The 20918-nt window shown below is 76.2% G+C and carries 16 protein-coding genes and 2 pseudogenes; 10 read left to right on the top strand and 8 right to left on the bottom strand.

Features of this window, described 5'->3' with window-relative positions:
- Positions 1-65: 65 nt before the first annotated feature.
- The 6 genes from J3R08_RS22580 to J3R08_RS22555 form a co-directional block, all read right to left on the bottom strand.
- Positions 66-1553 (bottom strand): NAD(P)/FAD-dependent oxidoreductase, encoded by a 1488-nt coding sequence (locus tag J3R08_RS22580; protein WP_069089014.1) that lies wholly within the window; start codon positions 1551-1553, stop codon positions 66-68.
- Positions 1554-1565: 12 nt separating this feature from the next.
- Positions 1566-2693 (bottom strand): glycosyltransferase family 2 protein, encoded by a 1128-nt coding sequence (locus J3R08_RS22575; RefSeq protein ID WP_069089133.1) that lies wholly within the window; start codon positions 2691-2693, stop codon positions 1566-1568.
- The gene (locus J3R08_RS22570) at positions 2690-3496 is read right to left on the bottom strand and encodes a carotenoid biosynthesis protein (RefSeq protein ID WP_069089015.1); all 807 of its coding nucleotides are present in this window, start codon (positions 3494-3496) and stop codon (positions 2690-2692) included. The genes J3R08_RS22575 and J3R08_RS22570 overlap by 4 nt, the downstream gene beginning before the upstream one ends.
- Before the next feature lie 180 nt (positions 3497-3676).
- Positions 3677-4231 carry a GNAT family N-acetyltransferase gene (locus J3R08_RS22565; RefSeq protein WP_043329442.1) on the bottom strand — a complete coding sequence of 185 codons (555 nt, stop codon included), beginning with the start codon at positions 4229-4231 and terminating at the stop codon, positions 3677-3679.
- The gene (locus tag J3R08_RS22560) at positions 4228-4956 is read right to left on the bottom strand and encodes a monooxygenase (protein ID WP_113972533.1); all 729 of its coding nucleotides are present in this window, start codon (positions 4954-4956) and stop codon (positions 4228-4230) included. The genes J3R08_RS22565 and J3R08_RS22560 overlap by 4 nt, the downstream gene beginning before the upstream one ends.
- Positions 4953-5441 (bottom strand): YbaK/EbsC family protein, encoded by a 489-nt coding sequence (locus tag J3R08_RS22555; RefSeq protein ID WP_043329446.1) that lies wholly within the window; start codon positions 5439-5441, stop codon positions 4953-4955. The genes J3R08_RS22560 and J3R08_RS22555 overlap by 4 nt, the downstream gene beginning before the upstream one ends.
- Before the next feature lie 513 nt (positions 5442-5954).
- Between J3R08_RS22555 and J3R08_RS22550 the strand changes: the two genes are divergently transcribed.
- The 10 genes and pseudogenes from J3R08_RS22550 (at position 5955) to J3R08_RS22510 (ending at position 16627) form a co-directional block, all read left to right on the top strand.
- Positions 5955-6461: an SAV_6107 family HEPN domain-containing protein gene (locus J3R08_RS22550; protein WP_209962693.1), complete on the top strand. Its 507-nt coding sequence runs from the start codon at positions 5955-5957 to the stop codon at positions 6459-6461.
- Positions 6462-6616: 155 nt separating this feature from the next.
- Complete coding sequence (locus tag J3R08_RS22545) at positions 6617-7378, top strand: hypothetical protein (RefSeq protein WP_209962692.1); 762 nt, start codon at positions 6617-6619, stop codon at positions 7376-7378.
- Positions 7375-8613: pseudogene (locus J3R08_RS22540) on the top strand (DNA polymerase Y family protein); the annotation flags it as partial. The gene J3R08_RS22545 and the pseudogene J3R08_RS22540, both read left to right, overlap by 4 nt.
- 132 nt (positions 8614-8745) lie before the next feature.
- A pseudogene (locus J3R08_RS32880) lies at positions 8746-9201 on the top strand (DNA polymerase Y family protein); the annotation flags it as partial.
- Positions 9202-9219: 18 nt separating this feature from the next.
- Positions 9220-12570: an error-prone DNA polymerase gene (locus tag J3R08_RS22535; RefSeq protein ID WP_064445218.1), complete on the top strand. Its 3351-nt coding sequence runs from the start codon at positions 9220-9222 to the stop codon at positions 12568-12570.
- A 96-nt stretch (positions 12571-12666) separates the two neighbouring features.
- Entirely contained in the window at positions 12667-12846 is a 180-nt protein-coding gene (locus J3R08_RS22530; RefSeq protein ID WP_030500224.1) for a hypothetical protein, read from the top strand.
- Positions 12847-12877: 31 nt separating this feature from the next.
- Positions 12878-13609: a methyltransferase domain-containing protein gene (locus J3R08_RS22525; RefSeq protein ID WP_030500225.1), complete on the top strand. Its 732-nt coding sequence runs from the start codon at positions 12878-12880 to the stop codon at positions 13607-13609.
- Complete coding sequence (locus J3R08_RS22520; RefSeq protein ID WP_209962690.1) at positions 13606-14769, top strand: alkaline phosphatase family protein; 1164 nt, start codon at positions 13606-13608, stop codon at positions 14767-14769. Before J3R08_RS22525 ends, J3R08_RS22520 begins: the two co-directional genes overlap by 4 nt.
- 84 nt (positions 14770-14853) lie before the next feature.
- Complete coding sequence (locus J3R08_RS22515; protein ID WP_209962688.1) at positions 14854-16113, top strand: DNA polymerase IV; 1260 nt, start codon at positions 14854-14856, stop codon at positions 16111-16113.
- A 115-nt stretch (positions 16114-16228) separates the two neighbouring features.
- Positions 16229-16627 (top strand): DUF3040 domain-containing protein, encoded by a 399-nt coding sequence (locus tag J3R08_RS22510; RefSeq protein WP_030500228.1) that lies wholly within the window; start codon positions 16229-16231, stop codon positions 16625-16627.
- Between the two features lie 506 nt (positions 16628-17133).
- On the opposite strand, the gene J3R08_RS22505 is transcribed toward J3R08_RS22510, so the two are convergent.
- Positions 17134-19602 (bottom strand): DUF3488 and transglutaminase-like domain-containing protein, encoded by a 2469-nt coding sequence (locus J3R08_RS22505; protein ID WP_043329454.1) that lies wholly within the window; start codon positions 19600-19602, stop codon positions 17134-17136.
- Positions 19603-19618: 16 nt separating this feature from the next.
- Positions 19619-20917: a DUF58 domain-containing protein gene (locus J3R08_RS22500; protein ID WP_030500230.1), complete on the bottom strand. Its 1299-nt coding sequence runs from the start codon at positions 20915-20917 to the stop codon at positions 19619-19621.
- Position 20918: the final 1 nt, after the last annotated feature.

Raw genomic sequence — 20918 nt, 5'->3', positions numbered from 1 at the left:
GCGCGCGTTAATAAGGGGCCCTTCCTCTACCGGAGGCGTTAATAGGGGGCCCTTCCTTACACCCCTCACCAGGCGGGGCCGACCGCCTCGGCGACGATCTCGGCGGACATCGTGACCATGGGCAGCCCGCCGCCCGGGTGGCTGGAGCCGCCGACCAGCCAGAGCCCGGCCGCCGGCCCCCGGTTGGCCGGGCGCAGCAGCCCGCCCGCGGTGCCGTAGATCGCCCCGCCCGGCGCGCCGGTGGCCGCGTCCAGGTCGGCCGGGGTACGGATCTCCCGGAACACCAGCCGGTCCCGCACGTCGGCGCCGCGCTCGGCCAGCACGTCGAGAATCCGGTCCGCGTACGCCTCGGCCAGGCCCGGCCGCCGCCAGTCCACGGCGCTCGCGGCGGTGCCGTGCCGGGGCGCGTTCACGAGCACGAACCACGCCTCGTGGCCGTCCGGGCGGACCGCCGGATCGTCGGCGGCGGTGACGAACACGGTCGGGTCCGGGGCCGGGCGGGCCCGCACCCCGCGACCCGGGTCGCCGAACACGGCGTCGAACTCGGCGTCGTAGTCGCGGGGGAAGAACACGGTGTGGTGGGCCAGCCCGGAGTCGCCGCGTACGCCCAGCAGCAGCACGAACCCGGCCAGGCTGCGGTCGGTGAGCGCGGCCAGCCGGCGCGGGTCGGGCAGCAGGTCCCGGTAGACGGTGAGCGCGTCCACGTTCGCGACCACCACGTCGGCCGGCACCGGCGCGGCCGACCCGGCCACGCGTACCCCGTGCACCCGCCCGCCCGCGGCGTCGATCCGGGTGACCGCGGCGTCGGTGCGTACCACCACGCCCAGGTCCAGGCAGCGCGACAGCAGCGCGTCGGCGAGCGTGCCCAGCCCGCCGCGCAGGTACCAGCCGCCGTACGCCAACTCGGCGTAGGGAACGGCGACGAGCGCGGCCGGGGCGCGGCGCGGGTCGGCGCCGGTGTACGTGGCGTACCGGTCCAGCAGCATCCGCATCCGCGGGTCGGACAGGTGGCGGCGGCCCAGCCCGCGCAGGCTGCGGCCGGGGCCGATGGCGGCCAGGTCGCCCAGCCGCCAGGCCAGCGCGGCCAGGTCGCGGGGCGAGTCGACGGTACGGCGCAGGATGTCCCGGTGTGAGGCCGTCCACACCCGGCCGGCGCGCCGCCACAGCCCGCGCCAGTCGGCGGCGGACCGGTCGCCGAACGCGGCGCCGATCCGGGCGGCGAACTCGTCCGGGTCGGCGCAGGAGTCGAGCGCCTGTCCGCCGCCGGGGAAGACGTGCCGCACGATCGGGTCCAGCGGGACCAGGTCCAGGTATTCGTCGAGCTTCGCGCCGGTCGCCTCGAACAGGTCGTGGAAGACCTGCGGCAGCGTGAACAGGCTCGGCCCGGTGTCGAAGTGCCACACCCCCTCCGGGGTGTGGTGGGCGTACCGGCCGAGCTTGCCCCCGACCGTGCCGGCCCGTTCGAGGACGGTGACCTCGTGCCCGGTGACCGCGAGCCGGGCGGCGGCGGCGAGCCCGCCCACCCCGGCGCCGATGACCACGATGCGCGCCATGGCGTGCCCCTCCTAGGTGACCGGGCGACCCCGCCAGGTGAGCCGGTGTCGCTTCCGCAGATGGTACGACCGGACGGTCAGCCAACCGAGGACCACGACCGACACGGGGTGTGCGAGCGCGTCGGGCCACGCCCGTCCGCCGGTGGCGCGGGCGCTGACCACCCGCCCGGCGACCCCGGCCAGGTAGGCCAGGACCGCCACGGCGGCCACCGCCGGCGCGCCGGCGAGCAGCGCCCCGAGCGCCAGCAGCGGCGGCGCGACGTAGAGCGCGAACAGCAGCGCCAGCACGGCCGCCGCGGCGGCCGGGTGCCCGAACGTCGCCCACAGCGACTTGGTGTAGCCGTCGCGCAGTTGCGGCCAGGTGTCGTACATCCGGCAGGACGCCAGCCGGGACCCGTCGGCGAGCGCGATCCGCCCGCCGGCCCGTTTCACCGCCCGGGCCAGCTCGATGTCCTCCAGCACCTTGTCGGCCACCGCCGCGTGCCCGCCGGCCCGCAGGTAGCCGGCCCGGTCCACGACCAGGAACTGCCCGCCCGCCGCCGCGAGGGACGGCCGCCGCGAGCGTTCCATCGCGCGCAGCGGCAGGAACGTCAGCCACAACCACTGCAGCAGCGGCTGCGCCAGCCGGTCGGCCACCGTCCGCACCACGATCCGGGGGTACGGCGACAGCAGCGCCGCGTCCGCCGCGCGCAACTCGGTCACCGCCGCCGCCACCGCGTACGGGGTGAGCACCACGTCCGCGTCGACGAAGGCCAGCACCGCCGGCTCCGGGGCGGTCCGGGTGGCGAGCTGCCAGCAGGCGTGCGGCTTGCCCAGCCAGCCCGGCGGCGGGGCGACGCCGGTGAGCAGCGTGAGCCGGGGATCGTCACCGGCCACCGCGCGGACCACGTCGGCGGTGCCGTCGGTCGAGCCGTCGTCGAGCACCACGATCCGCAGGTCCGGCACGCCGCGCTGGGCCAGCAGCGCGCGCAGGCACGGGGTGACCCGCTCGGCCTCGTCGCGCAGCGGCAGCAGCACCGCCACCGGCTCGGTCACCTCGGCCGGGCCGGCGGCCGGGCGGCGCAGCCAGGCGTACGCGTTGACGATCGTGTGCCCGGTGAGCGCGGCGACCGCCACGGCCAGCGCGAGGGTGGCGATCATGCCGGGGCGTCGACGCGCGGCGCCGGCTCCGGCGCGGCGGCCCGGTCCCGGCGGGCCCGCCACAGCGTCACCGCCAGCGGCACCGCCGCCACCGCCATCCCGGCCGCGCCCCACAGCGCCGACGCCGGCAGCCGCAGGAACACCGCGTGCGCCAGCACGCTGGAGGCGTACGTCCAGAGGTAGAGCGCGAACATCGGCGCGTCCCGGCCGTCGGTCCGGTCCACCGACGGACCGGCGAGCGGGCGCAGCGCGACCGCGAGCAGCACCGCGAAGCCCAGCCAGCCCAGGTAGTTGCTGACCGGGATGCCGGGCAGCCCGGGCAGCGCCGGGGTGGCGTCACGCCAGGTCCAGTAGCCCTCGGCCACCATCTGCGGGTCGAGGAACAGGTCCCACGCGGCCAGTCCGACCGCCGACAGCGCGATCCGGGCGAGGCGGGAGCGGACCAGCCGGACCGCGGTGAGCCACGCCGGCCAGGCCATCCAGGTCCAGGCGAGTGGGATGATCAGCGGCACCCCGGCCAGCTTCGGGCCCAGCTCGCCGGAGTAGTCGTAGGTGCCGAACGGGAACCCGGTGGCCACGCCGATCGCCTCCACCGCGAACCCGCCGCCGGTGACGACCGCGACCAGCGCGGCGGCGGTACGGACGCCGCGGGTGAGCAGCGCGTGGCCGACCGAGAGCAGCCAGCCGAGCACCACTGTGGCCACCGTGAGCCCGGCCCGGGTCGCGCCGCCGGTGAGCGGGTAGCAGATCTGGGCGAGGATCAGCGCGGCCAGCAGCGCCCAGGGCAGCCGGGCCGCCCTCATGCTGTGCCGCCTTTCGTTCGCGACTGCGGGGCTCGCAAACCCGGCTCACTCCTCGCGCTCACGGGGCCGACCTTTCGTTCGCGACTGCGGGGCTCGCAAACCCGGCTCACTCCTCGCGCTCACGGTGCCGCCCTTTCGTTCGCGACTGCGGGGCTCGCAAACCCGGCTCACTCCTCGCGCTCACGGGGCGTCCGGCGGGGGCAGCGGCAGGTCCCGGCCGAGCACGCCGAACGGCCGCTCGTCGCCGGGGAAGTGGAAGTGCCGCAGGACGTCGACGAAGCCGAACCGGCGGTACAGCCGCCAGGCCCGGGACTTCTCCTCGTCGGCCTCCGGCGTGGACAGCAGCGTGGTGTCGCCCTCGGCCACGGCGAGCAGCGCGCGCAACTGGCGGGCGCCCAGGCCGTGCCCCTGCGCGGGCGGGCGGACGTGCAGTTCGACCACCTCGAACGGGTGCGCCAGCCAGCGCTGCCGGTCCCGCGCGTTCAGCGCCCGGTGCACCTGGTCGTGCCACCACTGCCCGGTGGCGCCCCGGTAGCCGTACCCGAAGCCGGCCAGGTGGCCCTCGGTGGTGAGGCTGGCGACGGCGCGGAAGCCGGGCCGGCGTACGTGGGTGGCGATGTAGCCGCGGCGGGCCTCCAGCAGGTCGGGCCGGTAGCCCATCGCCTCGCCGTAGACGGCCACCACGTCGTCCAGCCGCCGGACCAGGTCGTCCGGTGTCCACCGCACCAGCCTCATGCGTACCCTCTCGCTGTTTCCGGGCCGCCCTCGGCGGCCCAGCCGAGCACCGTGCGGTCGCCGACCACGTCGCCCACCGCGAACCGCGCGAACAGTTCCTCCGCGTACCAGCCCTCGGTGGGGGTGCGGGTGATCGCGGCGCGGTGCTCGGGGGAACGGTACGCGAACGCGACCAGGTCCGCCGGGTCGCGCCACACGCTCACCGTGCCCTGCCAGCCCAGCGGCGCCTCGCCGACGCCGAAGCGGGCGAGCAGGCCGGGCGCGGCGTGCAGCTCGGTGGCGACCGGCGGGATCGCCCGCCAGAACGTGGCCGCCCGGCGGGCCCGCAGCCGGGCCCGGGTCAGCGCCAGCACCGGACCGGTGACCCGCCCGCCCGACGGCGCGCCGAACGGCTCCCGGCCGGACCACCGGCCGCGGCTGGTCAGCGGGCGCAGGTCGACCCGTACCGCGGCGCGGGCGATCCGGGCCCAGGAGCGGGCGACCGGGGAGGCGTCGAAGCCGGCCGCGTCGGCGGGGGAGTCCCAGACCACGAGCGCGGCCCACCGGGTCAGGTCGGCGTCGCCGGGGCCGAATCCGGTGCCGGTCCCGGTGCCGAGCAGCTTGGCGAAGCGGACGCCGGGCAGGCGGCGCAGCCGCGCCGGGTGGGTGGCCATCCGGGCCAGCACACCGGGTACGGCCCGCCGGGGCACACGCCACACGTGCAGCGTGACGAGTTCGGGGTTCACGCCACCTCGGCCGGCGCGCCGGCGGTGATCCGCAGCAGTTCCGCGTACGTGGTGGGGAACACCGCCCGGGGTACGCCGCCGGCGGCCCACACCTCGTCGTACCCGGTCAGGGCGGTGTCGACGACGGTGCGCAGCGGCGCGGGGTGGCCGACCGGGGCGACGCCGCCGATCACCTGCCCGGTGTGCTGCTTGACGAACTCCGGGGTGGCCCGGCGCAGCCGGGTCACGCCCAGCGTGGCGGCCAGCCCGGCGGTGTCCACCCGGTGCGCGCCGGAGGTGAGCACCAGCAGCGGCGCGCCGTCCGCGTCGAAGATCAGCGAGTTGGCGATGGCGCCGACGGCGACGCCGAGCGCCTCGGCCGCGGCGGCGGCGGTGTGCACCGCGTCGGGCAGCAGTCGGACGAGGCTGGCCTCGCCCGATCCGTCCCGCGCGCCCGCCTCGTCGAGCGCGCGCTGCACCGCCTGCACGTTCGGGTGTGGCTGCATGCCCCCATTCTTCCCTCACCCCCGGTCCGGCCCCGCCGGGGGCCGTGGCCCTCCCGTGTGTCCCCGGCGCGTCACACGTTGCGTTTTCGTCGGTAGGGAGGTGTACTGTCAGGGTAGTTAGAACGAGTGTTCGATTTGGTTAGAGCGGATAGCGGCTCAGCTCCCCGGCTGGCCCGGCTCCGGTCCGACCGGTCGGGCACCCGTCGAACGCTCCGGAAGCGGTGTTTCGCGGCACCGGCTTCCGGGAGGTGCGGCACCGCGGGCCGCACCGGGTTCGGACAGTCGCGAGTCCGGGCCCGTCAGGCAGGTCGTCGCCCGCCGCCCACGACCCCCGGGCGGCGGGCGACGGACCCGCCGGCACGCCGGCCGGGGGTGGGTGTGGGGAAGCGTCCACACCCGGCCGGCCAGCCACCCGAAGGTGCGTCTTCCTCCGCACCGACCGCTCCGGGCGACCGGGCGACGGTTTCCCCGTCGCGCGACCGCCCGCCCCGGCCACACGCGGAGGAGAGACCCATGCCGACCAGTCCGGCCCAGGCGCCCACGGTGCCCGCGCACGTGCTGCCGCACCGCACCCCCGCCCAGTTGCTCGCGGTGGCCCGCGACGGGCTGGCCGAGGCCGCCCGCACCCGTCCCGACGGTCTCCGGTACGCCGCCGCCCACCTCGCGGCGCTGCGCGCCGCCGCCGCAGTGCTCGCCGCCCGGGCCCGTCCCGCGCCCACCCGGCGGAACCGGATCACCAGCGTCTGGGTGCTGCTCGCCACCGTCGCCCCCGAGCTGGACGAGTGGGCCGCCTACTTCGCCACCGGCGCGAGCAAGCGGGCCGCCGCCGAAGCAGGCATCCCCCGCGTGGTCACCGCCCGGGAGGCCGACGACCTGCTGCGTGCCGCCGAGGAGTTCGTGACAGTGGTGGAGACCGCGCTCGGCCTGGCCCACCAGCCGGCGCTCGACGGCCTGCCCCGGCCCCTGCGGCGCGGCGTCTCCGACTCCCCGCCGTCGCGGCCCGGAGCGGCAGCCGCCTGATTCGTGGCGCCCGGCCACCACCGGCGGGACCCCGGGTGGCCGGGCGCCGCACCAACGGCACCACGTGCCGCAGCACCGACACGATCCACAGCACACGATCCACAGCACCATCCACGGGCGGGCCCGTGGCGGAAACACGACGGGGGGTTGGTCCGATGGCGGGCCGCATGGTGGTCGGTTCCGCCGCCCTGGCCGAGCTGGTCCGTCCGGCGAGCGCGCCCGACCCGGCCGGTGGCCACCGGGTGCTGCCCGTCCGGGCCGAGCTGACCGGGCTGCTGCCCAACCGTGGCCTGCGCCGCGGCAGCACCGTCGCGGTCGGCGCCGGCCAGCCCCGGCGCAGCGGCGCCACCTCGCTGATCCTCGCGCTGCTCGCCGAGGCGTCCCGGGCCGGCTCGTGGTGCGCCGTGGTCGGCGTACCCACCTTCGGGGCCGGCGCCGCCGCCGAGGCGGGCATCGCCCTGGACCGGCTGGCCCTGGTGCCCGACCCCGGGCCGGAGTGGCCCACAGTGGTCGCCGCGCTCATCGACGGGGTCGACGTGGTGGTCACCGCCGTGCCGGCCACCGTCTCCGCCTCGATCGCCACCCGGCTGGCCGCCCGCGCCCGGCAGCGCGGAAGCGTGCTCGTCCCGTACGGCCGGTGGGACGGCGCGGACGTCACGCTCCAGGTGGTCCGGGGCGTCTGGCAGGGGCTCGGTGCCGGTCGCGGGCGGCTGCGCCGCCGTGAGGTGACCGTCTCGGCCCGGGGGCGGGGCGCCGCCGCCCGCCCCAAGGAGATCAAGGTGTGGCTGCCCGACGACGAGCTGACCCGGGTGATCCCCCGCTCGGCCGGGTTCGGCGCACCGTCCGCCGTGCCGTCGCGCCGGCTGCGCGTGGTGGCTCCACCCGCCCGTACGCCCGCCGTGGCCGGGCCGGCGTGAGCGGCGTACCGCAGCGGACGCTGCTGCTCTGGTGCCCGGACTGGCCGGTCCTCGCCGCCGAGATCGTCGACGGGGTGCCCGCCACCGACCCGGTCGTGGTGCTGCACGCCAACCGGGTGGTCGCCTGCTCCGAGCGGGCCCGTGCCGAGGGGATCCGGCGCGGGCTGCGCCGCCGGGAGGCGCAGGGGCGCTGCCCGCACCTGACGGTGGTCGACCACGACCCGGGGCGGGACGCGCGGGCGTTCGAACCGGTGGTGGCCGCCGTGGAGGAGGTGGTCGCCGGCGTCGAGGTGATCCGGCCCGGCGCCTGCGCCACGGCGGCCCGGGGGCCGAGCCGCTACCTCGGCGGCGAGGAGGCGGCGGCCGAGCGGATCGTCGAGCACGTCGCGCAGAGCTGCGCGGTGGAGAGCCAGGTCGGCATCGCCGACGGGGTGTTCGCGGCCGGGCTGGCCGCCCGGGAGGGGCGGATCGTGGCGCCCGGCGGCACCCGCGAGTTCCTGGCCGCCCGGCCGGTCGAGGCGCTCGGCCGGCCCGCCCTGGCCGACCTGCTGCGCCGGCTCGGCGTCCGCACCCTCGGCGACTTCGCGGCGCTGCCCGCCGGGGACGTGCTGGCCCGGTTCGGTTTCGACGGCGCGCTGGCGCACCGGCTCGCCGGCGGCCGGGACGACCGCCCGCTCGCGGTCCGGCAGCCGCCCGCCGACCTGATCGTCACCGCCGACTACGACGAGCCGGTCGACCGGGTCGACGCCGCCGCGTTCGCCGCCCGCACGCTCGCCGAACTGCTGCACGAGCGGCTGGCCGGGTACGGGCTGGCCTGCACCCGCCTCGGCATCGAGGCGGTCACCGCGCACGGCCAGGAGCTACACCGGGTCTGGCGGCACGACGGCCTGCTCACCGCCGCGGCCATCGCCGACCGGGTCCGCTGGCAGCTCGACGGCTGGCTCACCGGCAGCAACGGCCGGGGCGGGACGCGCCCGGCCCGCCCGACCGCCGGGATCGTCCGGTTGCGGCTGGTGCCCGACGGGGTGCTCGCCCAGGCGGGCCTGCAGCCCGGGCTGTGGGGGGAGACCGGCGCGGAACGGGAGCGGGCGCACCGCGCGCTGAGCCGGGTGCAGGGCATCCTCGGCCCCGAGGCGGTGGTCACCGCCGTGCTCGGCGGCGGGCGTTCCCCGGCCGACCAGGTGCGCCTCGTGCCGTGGGGCGACGAGCGGGTGCCCGCCCGTCCCGGCCCGCCACCCCTGCCGCCCGCCTCTCCCGCCGCCGCGCCACCGGTCCCGGCCGGTTCGGTGCGCGGTGTCGCGTCGTCGCGCCCGGTCCCGGCCGGTTCGGTGCGCGGTGTCACGTCGTCGCGCCCGGCTCCGGCCGCTCCGGCGAGCGGCGTGACGCCGTCGCGCCCGGCCGCCGGGGCCGCTCCGGGTGCCGCGTCCGCCCCTGTCGTCGTACCCCCTGGGGGCCGTGCGGGGCGGCGGGCCGGGCGGGGCCGGGCGATGGCCGAGCCGCCGTGGCCGGGCAGGATCCCGCCGCCCGCGCCGGCCGTGGTGCTGCCCGCCCCACTGGCCGCCGACGTGCGCGACGCGGCCGGGGATCCGGTCGTGGTGAGCGCCCGGCTGGCGGTCAGCGCGGCGCCGGCCCGGCTCACCGTCGGCGACGGCCGCCCGGCGGAGATCACCGGGTGGGCCGGCCCGTGGCCGGTGGACGAGCGGTGGTGGGCGCCGGCCGAGGCGCGCCGCCGGGCCCGGTTCCAGGTGAGCCTGGCCGACGGCGCCGCGCTGCTGCTCGCGGTCGAGGGCGGGCAGTGGCTGGTGGAGGCGATCTATGACTGAGTGCCGGGGGAGCGCGGGGTGAGCTTCCACAACCCGAAGATGCCGTGGTCGAAGCTGGAGCAGGTGCTCTCCGGGCGGGCCAAGGGGGAGCGGCACCTGCACGTGGTCGACCCGCTCGCGGTCGACGCCGACGGCGGCGACTCACCGGCGTGGAGCCGCAAGCGCCAGGAATACCAGCCGCCGCAGCTGGACCGGCCGGACGGCGTGGTGCCGTACGCGGAGCTGCACGCGCACTCCAACTTCAGCTTCCTCGACGGGGCCAGCCACCCGGAGGAACTGGCCGAGGAGGCGGCCCGGCTCGGGCTCACCGCGCTCGCCGTCACCGACCACGACGGCTTCTACGGCGTGGTGCGCTTCGCCGAGGCGGCCCGCGCGCTGCGGCTGCCGACGATCTTCGGCGCGGAACTGTCCCTCGGGCTGCCCGGCCCGCAGAACGGCGAACCCGACCCGCTCGGCCGGCACCTGCTGGTGCTGGCGCACGGCCACGAGGGGTACGCGCGCCTGGCCGCCACCATCTCCCGGGCCCAGCTGCGCGGCGGGGAGAAGGGCCGCCCGGTCTACGGCGAGCTGGAGGAGCTCGCGGCGGAGCTGAAGGACCACGTGCTGGTGCTCACCGGCTGCCGCAAGGGGCACGTGCCCGCCGCGCTGCTCACCGAGGGCGTCGACGCGGCGGCCCGGGAGCTGGACCGGCTCACCGCGCTGTTCGGCGCGGAGACGGTGGCGGTGGAGCTGACCGACCACGGCCACCCGGTCGACGCCGACCGCAACGACGCGCTCGCCGACCTGGCCGCCGCGGCCGGGCTGCCCACAGTCGCCACGAACAACGTGCACTACGCCACCCCGGGCCGGCGGCGGCTGGCCACCACGGTCGCGGCGGTCCGGGCCCGGCGCAGCCTCGACGAGATCGACGGCTGGCTGCCCGCCGCGGCCACCGCCCACCTGCGCAGCGGCGCGGAGATGGCGGCGCGGTTCGCCGCGTACCCGGGGGCGGTGGCGCGGGCCGCCGAGTACGGCGCGGAACTCGCCTTCGACCTGCAGCTCGTGGCGCCGAAGCTGCCGGCGTACCCGGTGCCGCCCGGGCACACCGAGATGAGCTGGCTGCGCCGGCTGACCATGGACGGCGCCCGCGAGCGCTACGGCCCGCCCGAGGCGCACCCGGAGGCGTACGCGCAGCTGGAACACGAGCTGCGGATGATCGAAGACCTCGGGTTCCCCGGCTACTTCCTGGTGGTCTACGACATCGTCGCGTTCTGCCGCGCGCAGGACATCTACTGCCAGGGCCGGGGCTCGGCGGCCAACTCGGCGGTCTGCTACGCGCTGCGCATCACCAACGTGGACGCGGTCCGGCACCGGCTGCTGTTCGAACGGTTCCTCGCCCCGGAACGCGACGGCCCGCCGGACATCGACGTGGACATCGAGTCCGACCGCCGGGAGGAGGTGATCCAGCACGTCTACGCCCGCTACGGCCGGGAGCACACCGCCCAGGTCGCCAACGTCATCTCGTACCGGCCCCGGTCGGCGGTGCGGGACGTGGCGAAGGCGTTCGGCTTCTCACCCGGCCAGCAGGACGCCTGGAGCAAGCAGATCGACAGGTGGGGCTCGGTCGCCGCGGTCGACGTGGCGGACATCCCGGAGCAGGTGGTCGCGTACGCCAACGAGCTGCAGACGTTCCCCCGGCACCTGGGCATCCACTCCGGCGGCATGGTGATCTGCGACCGGCCGGTGATCGAGGTGTGCCCGGTGGAGTGGGGCCGGATGCCCGGCCGCAGCGTGCTCCAGTGGGACAAGGACGACTGCGCGGCCGTCGGCCTGGTCAAGTTCGACCTGCTCGGCCTCGGCATGCTCTCGGCGCTGCACTACGGCTACGACCTGATCGGCTCCCGCCTCGACCTCGGCGACATGACGCTGGACGACCCCGAGGTCTACGACATGCTCTGCCGGGCCGACTCGGTGGGCGTGTTCCAGGTGGAGAGCCGCGCCCAGATGGCCACGCTGCCCCGGCTCAAGCCGCGCGAGTTCTACGACCTGGTGGTGGAGGTGGCGCTGATCCGGCCCGGCCCGATCCAGGGCGGCTCGGTGCACCCGTACATCAGGCGCAAGAACGGCCAGGAGCCGGTCACGTACGCGCACCCGCTGATGCGCAACGCGCTGGAGAAGACGCTCGGCGTGCCGCTGTTCCAGGAGCAGCTCATGCAGCTCGCCATCGACCTGGCCGGGTTCGACGCGGCCGGCGCCGACCAGCTGCGCCGGGCCATGGGGGCGAAACGGTCGGTGGAGCGGATGGCGCAGATCGCCGACCGGCTCTACGCCGGGATGGCCGAGCGGGGCATCACCGGCGAGCTGGCCGACGACGTCTACCGCAAGCTCACCGCGTTCGCCAGCTACGGCTTCCCGGAGAGCCACGCGATGAGCTTCGCCTACCTGGTGTACGCCAGCTCGTGGCTCAAGCGCTACCACCCGGGCCCGTTCCTGGCCGCGCTGCTCAACGCCCAGCCGATGGGCTTCTACTCGCCGCAGACGCTCGCCGACGACGCCCGCCGGCACGGCGTGGAGGTACGCCGGCCGGACATCAACGCCAGCGGCGCCAAGGCGGTGCTGGAGTCCACCCCGCAGACGCGGTGGGGCAGCGTGCCGGGCGAGCCGCCGCACGCCTGGGGGCTGGGCGGCCCGGCGGTACGGCTCGGGCTGGGCAGCGTCCGTACCCTCGGCGAGGACGTGGCCGAGCGGATCGAGGCGGAACGGACGGCGCACGGGCCGTACCGGGACATGCCGGACCTGGCCCGCCGCGTCGGTCTCACCGCCGCGCAGCTGGAGGCGCTGGCCACCGCCGACGCCTTCGCCTGTTTCGGGCTGACCCGGCGGCAGGCCCTCTGGGCCGCCGGCGCGGCGGCCCAGGACCGGCCCGGCCGGCTGCCCGGCACGGTGACCGGCGCGGACCCGCCCACGCTGCCCGGCATGGCCGCGGTGGACCGCCTGGTCGCCGACGTCTGGGCCACCGGCCTGTCCCCGGAGAGCCACCCGGCCCGGTTCATCCGGGACCGCCTCGACGAACTGGGCGCGGTGCCGATCGCCCGGCTCGGCCAGGTGCCGCCCGGGCAGCGGATCCGGGTCGGCGGGATCGTCACCCACCGGCAGCGCCCGGCGACCGCCGGCGGCGTCACGTTCCTCAACCTGGAGGACGAGACCGGAATGCTGAATGTCACTTGCTCCCCGGGGCTGTGGCAGCGCTACCGTCGAATCGCCCGCACCAGTGGAGCACTGGTGGTGCGGGGCCGGCTGCAGCGGCACGAGGGCGTCACGAACCTCACCGCGGACCGGCTGGACGCGATCGAGCCCCCCGTCACACCGGCATCCAGGGATTTCCGTTGATGGAGTGATCCACATTACGGTTTCCGTGAGCCGGAGGCGGGAGACTCCCGACGCGGGTGGGCAGAGTGGCCCACCCGGGGTATGGGGGATGAACAGATGACCTTTCACCGCACGTACGCCGGTGGCGTAGCCAACGCCCGACGGACCCGCCTCGGCGCCGACTGGGCGCCCACCCACGAGGCCGAGCCGCGGGAATACCAGGTGACCGACGGCCCGGTGGCCAACGACCAGCGCTCCCGCGCCGAGGACGACCCCGCCGGCGGCGGCGAGTCCTGAACCTGGGCCGGGGGGTGACTAGGCTCGGCGCGTGGAGCAGATCCGAACCCTCACCCCCCGCACCGCCGTCATCTGGTCGGTGCTCCGGGCCGAGCTGGACCGGCGGGCCGGCGAACGACTCTCCGTGCTCGACGTCGGCGGCGGGACCGGCGGTTTCGCCGTCCCGCTCGCCGAGGCCGGTCACCGGGTCACAGTGGTCGACGCCAGCCCCGACGCGCTCGCCGCGCTGACCCGCCGCGCCGCCGAGGCCGGGGTCGCCGACCGGGTACGCGCGACGCAGGGCGACGCCGACGCGCTCGCCGGGCTGGTCGAACCGGCCACCGTGGACCTGGTGCTCTGCCACTCCGTCCTCGAAGTCGTCGACGAGCCGGAACCGGTGATCTCCGCGCTGGTCACCGCGTTGCGCCCGGGCGGCGCGGCGAGCGTGCTCGTCGCCGGCCGGGCCGCCGCCGTGTTCGGCCGGGCGATGAACGGGCAGCTTGACGCCGCCGCGGCGCTGGCCGCCGACCCGCACGGCACCACCGGCCGCCGGGACACGCTGCGCCGCCGCTACGACGCCGCCGACGCGAGCGCGCTGCTCACCGCCGCCGGCCTCGCCGTGGAGGAGATCCACGGGGTACGGGTGCTCGCCGACCTGCTTCCGGCCGCCGTGGCCGACGGTCAGCCGGCCGCCCTGGTGGAGCTGGAACGGGCGCTCGCGGCCCGGCCCCCGTACCGTGATCTCGCCGCTCAGCTGCACCTGTTCGCCCGCCGCCCGGCATGACCGGCCCGGCTCCGGGCCCGCTGGACCGGGTTGCGCCGCGCTACGACGGCGGCAGCCTGGCCGACGTGCTGCCCAGCGCGCTGTCGGTGCTCGGCGTACCCGGTGCGGCCGACCGGCTCGGCCTGGCACCGGGGCTGGCCGGGGTACGCCGGATCGCGGTGCTGCTCGTCGACGGCCTCGGCTGGTACCAGATCCCCACCGCCGCCCGGTACGCCCCGACGCTCGCCGGACTGGCCTCCACCACCGGCCGGCCGCTCACCACCGGCTTCCCGTCCACCACCCCGACCAGCCTGGTCAGCCTCGGCACCGGCACCGCGTCGGGCGCGCACGGCGTGCTCGGCTTCACCGTCCGGGTGCCCGGCACCGACCGGGTGCTCAACCACGTCGACTGGGCCGGCGACCCCGACCCGGTGAGCTGGCAGCCGGTGCCCACCTGGTACCAGCGGGCGCGCGCCGCCGGGGTGGCGGTGACGGTGGTCAGCCGCCCCGAGTTCGCCGGCAGCGGCCTGACGCTCGCCGCCAACCGGGGCGGCGACTACCGGGGCGCGGCCGGCGCCGACGCGCTCGCCGCGCGGATGCTGGCGGCGCTGGCCGCCGGGGACGGACCCGCGCTGGTGTCCGGGTACCACCCCGACCTGGACCGGCACGGGCACCTCAGCGGCGTCGACTCCGCGCCGTGGCGGTCCGCCGCCGCCGATGTGGACGCGCTGCTGGCCCGGCTCGTCGACGGGCTGCCGCCGGACGCCGCGCTGCTGGTCACCGCCGACCACGGCCAGCTCGACGTGCCCGCCGGGCACCGGATCGACCTGGACGCCGATCCCCGGCTGCGCGCCGGGGTACTGGTGGTCGCCGGTGAGCCCCGCGTCCGCTACCTGCACACCGAGCCGGGCGCCGAAGCCGACGTGGTGGCCGCCTGGACCGAGCTGCTGGGCCCGGCCGCGCACGTGCTGACCCGCGCCGAGGCGGTGGCGACCGGCTGGTTCGGGCCGGTGCCCGAGGCGCACCTGAGGCGGATCGGCGACGTGGTGGTGGTCTGCCGGGACACGTACGCGGTGGTCGCCACCCGTTCCGAGCCGCCGATGGCGTCGCGGCTGGTGGCGTACCACGGCGCGGACACCGCCGCCGAGATGACCGTTCCGCTGCTGGTGGTGCGGGGCTGACCCGGCTCATCCGCGGCTCCGGCCGCGTCGGTGGCCGCCGGGCTGGGCGGTGGGGTTGTCGGACCGGCGGGCTAGCCTGCTGGCATGGGCCGCAGCCAGTCGTTGCCCCGAGGCGGTGACCCGCGCTTCGGGGCGGACGCCGACGACACCGGCTGCGCCATCCTGCACGTCGACATGGACGCGTTCTACGCCTCGGTCGAGGTGCGCCGCCGACCCGAGCTGCGCGGGCGGCCGGTGGTGGTGGGCGGCGTCGGCCCGCGCGGCGTGGTCAGCTCCGCCAGCTACGAGGCCCGGCAGTACGGCGTCCGCAGCGCCATGCCCACCGCCCGCGCCCGGGCGCTCTGCCCCGGCGCTGTCTACCTGCCGCCCGACTTCACCGCCTACACCGAGGCGTCGCGGGCGGTCATGCGGATCTTCCGGGACGTTACGCCCCTGGTCGAGCCGCTCTCGCTGGACGAGGCGTTCCTCGACGTGGCGGGCGCCCGCCGGCTGTTCGGCCGGCCCGCCGACATCGCCGCGCTGATCCGCCGCCGGGTCGCCGAGGAACAGCGGCTGACCTGTTCGGTGGGCGTCGGGCCGAGCAAGTTCGTGGCGAAGCTCGGCTCCACCCGGGCCAAGCCCGACGGCCTGCTCGTGGTCCCGGCCGCTCAGGTGCTGGAGTTCCTGCACCCGCTGCCGGTGTCCGCCCTGTGGGGCGTGGGGGAGCGTTCCGCCGACGCGCTGCGCCGCCTCGGCCTGCGCACCGTACGCGACCTCGCCGAGGCGCCGGCCGGCCTGCTGCGCCGGGCCGTGGGCGAGGCGTCCGCCGCCCACCTGCACGAGCTGGCCTGGGGGCGTGACCCGCGCGGGGTGACGCCCGAACAGGTGGAGAAGTCGATCGGCGCGGAGGTCACGTTCGACACCGACGTGACCGACCCGGACGAGATCCGGCGGTCCCTGCTCGCCCTCGCCGACAAGGCCGGCGCTCGGCTGCGGGCGGCCGGGCAGGTGGGCCGTACCGTGTCGCTCAAGGTCCGTTTCGCCGACTTCCGGACGATCAGCCGCTCCCGCACGCTCGCCGTGCCCACCGACACCGCCCGGGAGATGTTCGACACGGCCTGGGCGTTGTGGGGCGCGCTCGCTCCCGGCGAGCCGGTTCGGCTGGTCGGGGTCCGGATGGAAGGTCTCGCCCCCGCCGGGGAGACCCCGCAGCAGCTCACCCTCGGCGCGCCCGAGCGCGGCTGGCGTGAGGCGGAGGCGGCGGCCGATGCGGCGGCCGCCCGATTCGGGCGGTCCGTCATAGGTCCGGCCAGTCTTCTCGGCCGTCGTGATACACGACAAGTCGAAAAACCGACCCGGCCGTAGGTCGTCCCGCTTTCCGACGCGCGGGGGCCCTCGTAGACTTGCGGGTAAGCAGCCGGTTGGCTGCCACGGTCTGTCGGCCCGCCCGGGTCGACCAACGTGACCGGGGAGGAGTGCCGTGCCGCTCTCGGAGCACGAGCAGCGGCTGTTCGAGCAGATCGAGCGGTCGCTTGCCGAGGACCCCAAGTTCGCCTCGGCCGTGCGCGCCAGCGACCCGCGTTTCCACGCGCGGCGTCGCGTGCTCGTCGCTGCCGGCGTGGTCGTCGCTGGTCTGGCCCTGTTGATCTATGGTGCCGTGATCAAGATTCCCGCGGTGGCCGTGGCGGGTTTCGTCGTCATGCTGGCCTCGTTGGGCTACGCGGTGCAGTCGCACCGCCGATCCCAGTCGCCCGACCTGCACGTGGTCGGCGGCACAACGAGCCGGCGTCGTCCCCGTGGCCGCAGCAGTGGCCGCCGGGGCTCCTTCCTCGACCGGATGGAGGACCGCTGGCGGCAGCGCCCGGAGGGACACCGCTGACCGTGCTCCGCCCCGGACCGGGGCGGATGTCGCGGCGACGCCCGTCGGCGTGCGCTTCGTCGTGCCCGCTCCACGGCGGCGGGTGCGCGTAGCCGTCGATCGCGCCGCACCCGTCCACGCCCCGATGTCGGCCGGTGTGGCGGTGCCCCCGGATTCCCCGGCTGCGGCGTGAGTCTCTCCCCGGTCCGCTGGCCAGTGCTTCGCAGCCGATCATCGCCTCCGCGCCGACCTGCGGCGGCTCCTGTCGGCTGATAGTCCACGACTAGAGATCGATCTTCCAAAGCGCGGGAAACGCGAAGATCTTGGTAGGAAAGGGCCGCTATAGGGGCCTTTTCCTACCAAGATCTCAAGCGCCCCCGCTCCCCACCCCGCCAGCCCGCTGAGCAGTCGGTGATCAAGGAGTTTGTGTCCGGTCGGAGGCCTCGCGGAGACACAAACTCCTTGATCAACGGGCCGGGGGCCGGGGGGACGGGGCGGGGGACGGGGCGGGGGACGGGGCGGGGCGGTCAGCGGGCCGTGCGGCCCGCCAACAGGCGGCGTGGGCTCCAGCGCAGCATCTGCGTCCGGGCCTGCCCGCTCGTGGTGACGATCCGGGCCGACTGCTCGGCCAGGGCGGTCCGCCAACGCTGGATCACCGACGGGGGCAGCAGCGCGGCCAGCAGCCGGGTGCGGCGGTCGGCCCCGGCCGCGAGCGCGCCCCGGACCGTCCGCAGCGCCGGTTGCAACTCCGCGCCGGCGAGCGGGTCCCGCGCGTACCGGGCCCGCTCCTCGGCCCGGCCCAGCAGCCGTACCCCGGTCGCGGCGTCGCCGTTCTCGGTGAGCGCCTCCCGGGCCAGCCGCTCGGCGGTCGCGCGGGGGGTCTCCGTGCGGTCCACCCGGACGTGGAAGTCGACGAGCGTGTCGAGCAGCTCGTCCCAGGCGGCGTGCGCGTCGGCGCGGGCGGACTCGGCGTCCACGCCGACGACGACCTCCCGTGCCTCGCCCCGCTGGCCCGGCACCGCGAGCGCGGTGGCCGAGGGCGCCCGGACCCGGACGCGCCGGCGGCGGCGCAGGGTGGAGCGGCGCAGGCCCGGTACGGCGAACAGCGCCAGCAGCGCCAGCGCCGCGGCCAGCCACCACGGCCACACCCGGTTCTGCTCGGCCGGGTCACCTCCGCCCAGGGACAGGCCCTGGTCGGTGTCCTTGTCGAGCCGGTCCGCCTCGTTCGGGCCGGCCGACGGGTCGGCGGCGCCGGGAGCGACGGTGCTGCCGGGCGACGGGGTGACCTCCTCGGGGGCGTCGGTGTCCGGCGCCCAGGCGGAGCGGACCGAGCCCTGCACGCTCGCCGCCGGGGTGGCGTCGAACGGCACCCAGCCGATCCCGTTGCCGAAGTTGACCTCGGTCCAGGCGTGCAGGTTGCGGTTGGTCAGCACGTACGTGCCGCCGTCGGACTTGCTGCCGTTGGTGAAGCCGACAGCCACCCGGGCCGGAATACCGGCGGCCCGGACCAGCCAGGCCATCGCCGCCGCGTACTGCTGGCAGTAGCCGACCTTGGTGGCGAGGAAGTCGGTGATGTCCTGCCCGCTGCTGCCGTCGCGGGTGGACAGCGAGTAGGTGAAGCCGTTCTCCACGGAGAAGTACTCGTAGATCGCGCGGACCTTGTCGTAGTCGTTCGACTTGCCCCTCACCAGCTCGCCGACGAGATCCTCGACCTCCGGGACCGACGGCCGCTCGGTCTGCTGGCGCTTCACCGGGCTGTCCGCGGGCAGGGACGGGGCGGCGCGCAGCGCCGCCGGGCTGAACGTCGAGCGCACGTACTCGAACGAGTAGCTCTTGCCGCGGGCGTTCTCCCGGTTGGAGAAGACGATCTGCTGGCTCGAGTCGTACAGCCAGTTGCCGTTGAGGTCGTCCGCCTTCACCGGATCGGCGTAGACCGGCAGCAGCGGCATGTTCAGGTTCTTCGACACCTCGACGGTGGCCTTGTAGCGCTGCCGCTCGACGCCACGCGGGGTGCGCTCGCTCGGGTCGGGCAGGCCGCGGGTGACCGGCCGCCCGGTGGGCACGCGCGCCTGGAAGCCGCTCGGCCGCAGGTCGTCGACCACGCCGAGGCGCAGGTAGAACGGGCTCGGCTCGTTGGTGCTGACCTTCACCAGCTCGGTTTCCTGGCTCTGGTTGAGCTGGCCGCTGAGCGCTGCGAACAGGTCGATCCGGCCCGGGCTGCCACCCTGGCCGGGCCGGCCGTTGCCCTCACCGGGCCCGGCGCCGACGTTGTTCATCAGCCCGCCGGTCATCCCGGGCACGGCCAGGGGCAGGGCCACCGCCACCGCCACGCCGACCACTGCCAGCCGGCGGCCCGCCGCGGCCAGCGGCGACGCCTCCCAGACGTCGACGTCGCGTCCCTCACCGGTGAACCGGCGGCCGAACCGGCGTACCCGGTCGACGTTGTCGGTGACCAGCAGCCACAGGTAGCCGGCGGCGCCCACCACGAACGGGGTGGCGGGGACGCTGTCCAGGTAGACCGCCACCGGCACCGAGTAGATGGCGAGCATCGGCAGGCCGGCCAGCGCCGGCCGGCGCAGCCCGACCGAGAGGACGTCCACCACCACGGCGACCGCGCCGATGCCGAGCACCGCGAGGAACAGCAGCGAGTCGACGTCGGGCACCTTCACGCCGTACGAGCGCATGTCCTCCAGCGACGCCTGCGTCAGCTCGCCGAAGTGGGCGAACGTGCCCGGGGCCGGGATGAACGCGAGCAGCTCGGCGCCGCTCGGGAAGATCCACGTCAGGCCCAGGGTCAGGCCGGCGAGCATCGCCAGCACCTGGCCCCACAGCGGCGCCCGGGCCAGCCGGCTCAACGCGGCCGAGCCGGCCACCACGGCGACCACGATGGTGGCCTGGATCAGCCACGTCCAGCGTTCGAAGATCGCCGACAGCGGGGCCGCCGCCAGCAGGGTCGCCGCCGCGGCGACGAACCCGATGTTGCGATGGGGGGTCACGGGAGCTTCCTTCCGGTCATCGCATGCCTCCGGCGACCGTCTCGGCCAGGGCCGCCCGCAGCGCGAATCCCTGCGATCCGCGCCCGGCCTGCGGCCACAGCACCGGCAGACGGCTGCCGTGCTCCACCCCGATGACCCGCCAGCCGCTCTGCAGCAGCGCGAGCGCGGCGGCGCCGTGCGCCCGTTCCGCCTCGGTGCGGGCCTTCGGCGGCAGGTTCAGCCAGGTGTTGCTGTCGAGCAGGAACGCCACACAGGTCGCCCCGTTGCCGCGCAGCCCGGCCAGCAGCTCCGCCTCGGCGGCGCCGAGCGTGCCGAGCAACGCGATGATCAGGCCGCCGTCGGCCCGCTGCCGGACCTGCTGCACCAGCGTGGTGATCTCGCCGCGCCGGTCCAGGTGCACGTCGGCGAGCTGGTCCAGGAGCAGGCCCTCACCGCCGGCCTCGGTCGCCGCGACGTCGGCGCCGTTGCCGGTGACCAGGCGCAGCTTGTAGCCGGCCTGGCGCAGGTGCACGGCGATGCTGGCGGCCGCCGAGACCGCCCACTCGAAGCTCGCCGTCGGTCCCTCGCCCCGGTGCCCGGCGGCCCGGGTGTCCAGCACGACGGTGGCGCGGCTCTCCCACGGCTGCTCCTCGCGGCGCACCATCAGCTCGCCGGTGCGGGCGGTCGACTTCCAGTGCACGCGGCGCAGGTCGTCGCCCATCCGGTACTCCCGGGTGGCGGCGTCGTCCTCGCCGTGTACCGCTACCGAGCGGGCCCGGCTGTCGCCGCTGCCGGCGTACTCGCCTGGTAGCCGCACCGACGGCAACGGAGTGACCTGCGGGATCACCGTGAGGTGGTCGGTGCTGGGGAACGAGCGGGTCAGCTCGCACAACCCGAACGGGTCGGTCAGCCGGATCACCAGCGGGCCCACCTCGTAGCGGCCGCGCACGTCCGCCCGGACGGTGTACGCCACGGAGCTGGCCTGGTGCGCGCCGAGCCGCTCCAGCACCACCCGGGGGCGGCTGCCCAGCGCGTACGGCAGGCGGTCCTCCAGCAGCAGCGTGCCGGTGGGCAGCCGGGACAGGTTCTGCAGCCGCAGCACCACGCGGGAGCTGGCCCCGACCGGCACCCGGTGCGGCTCCAGCGACCTGTTGCAGGCCAGCTTGTACCGGCTGCGCCCGACGTACGCGGCGGCCAGCAGCGGCAGGACGGCGAGCAGGACCGCCACCCGGAGCAGGTCCTTCTCGCCCAGGATGCCGGCGGAGATCGCCGCGGCCACCGCGGCCGCCAGGAAGGAGCGGCCGCGGGTGGTCAGCCCACGCAGGCCGTCGCGCACG

Origin of the sequence: Micromonospora sp. HB375 (assembly GCF_017872985.1) — a bacterium.
Classification (GTDB): domain Bacteria; phylum Actinomycetota; class Actinomycetes; order Mycobacteriales; family Micromonosporaceae; genus Micromonospora; species Micromonospora chalcea.
The sequence above is the reverse complement of the archived record's forward strand: the minus strand, read 5'-3'. Positions and strand labels throughout refer to the sequence as shown.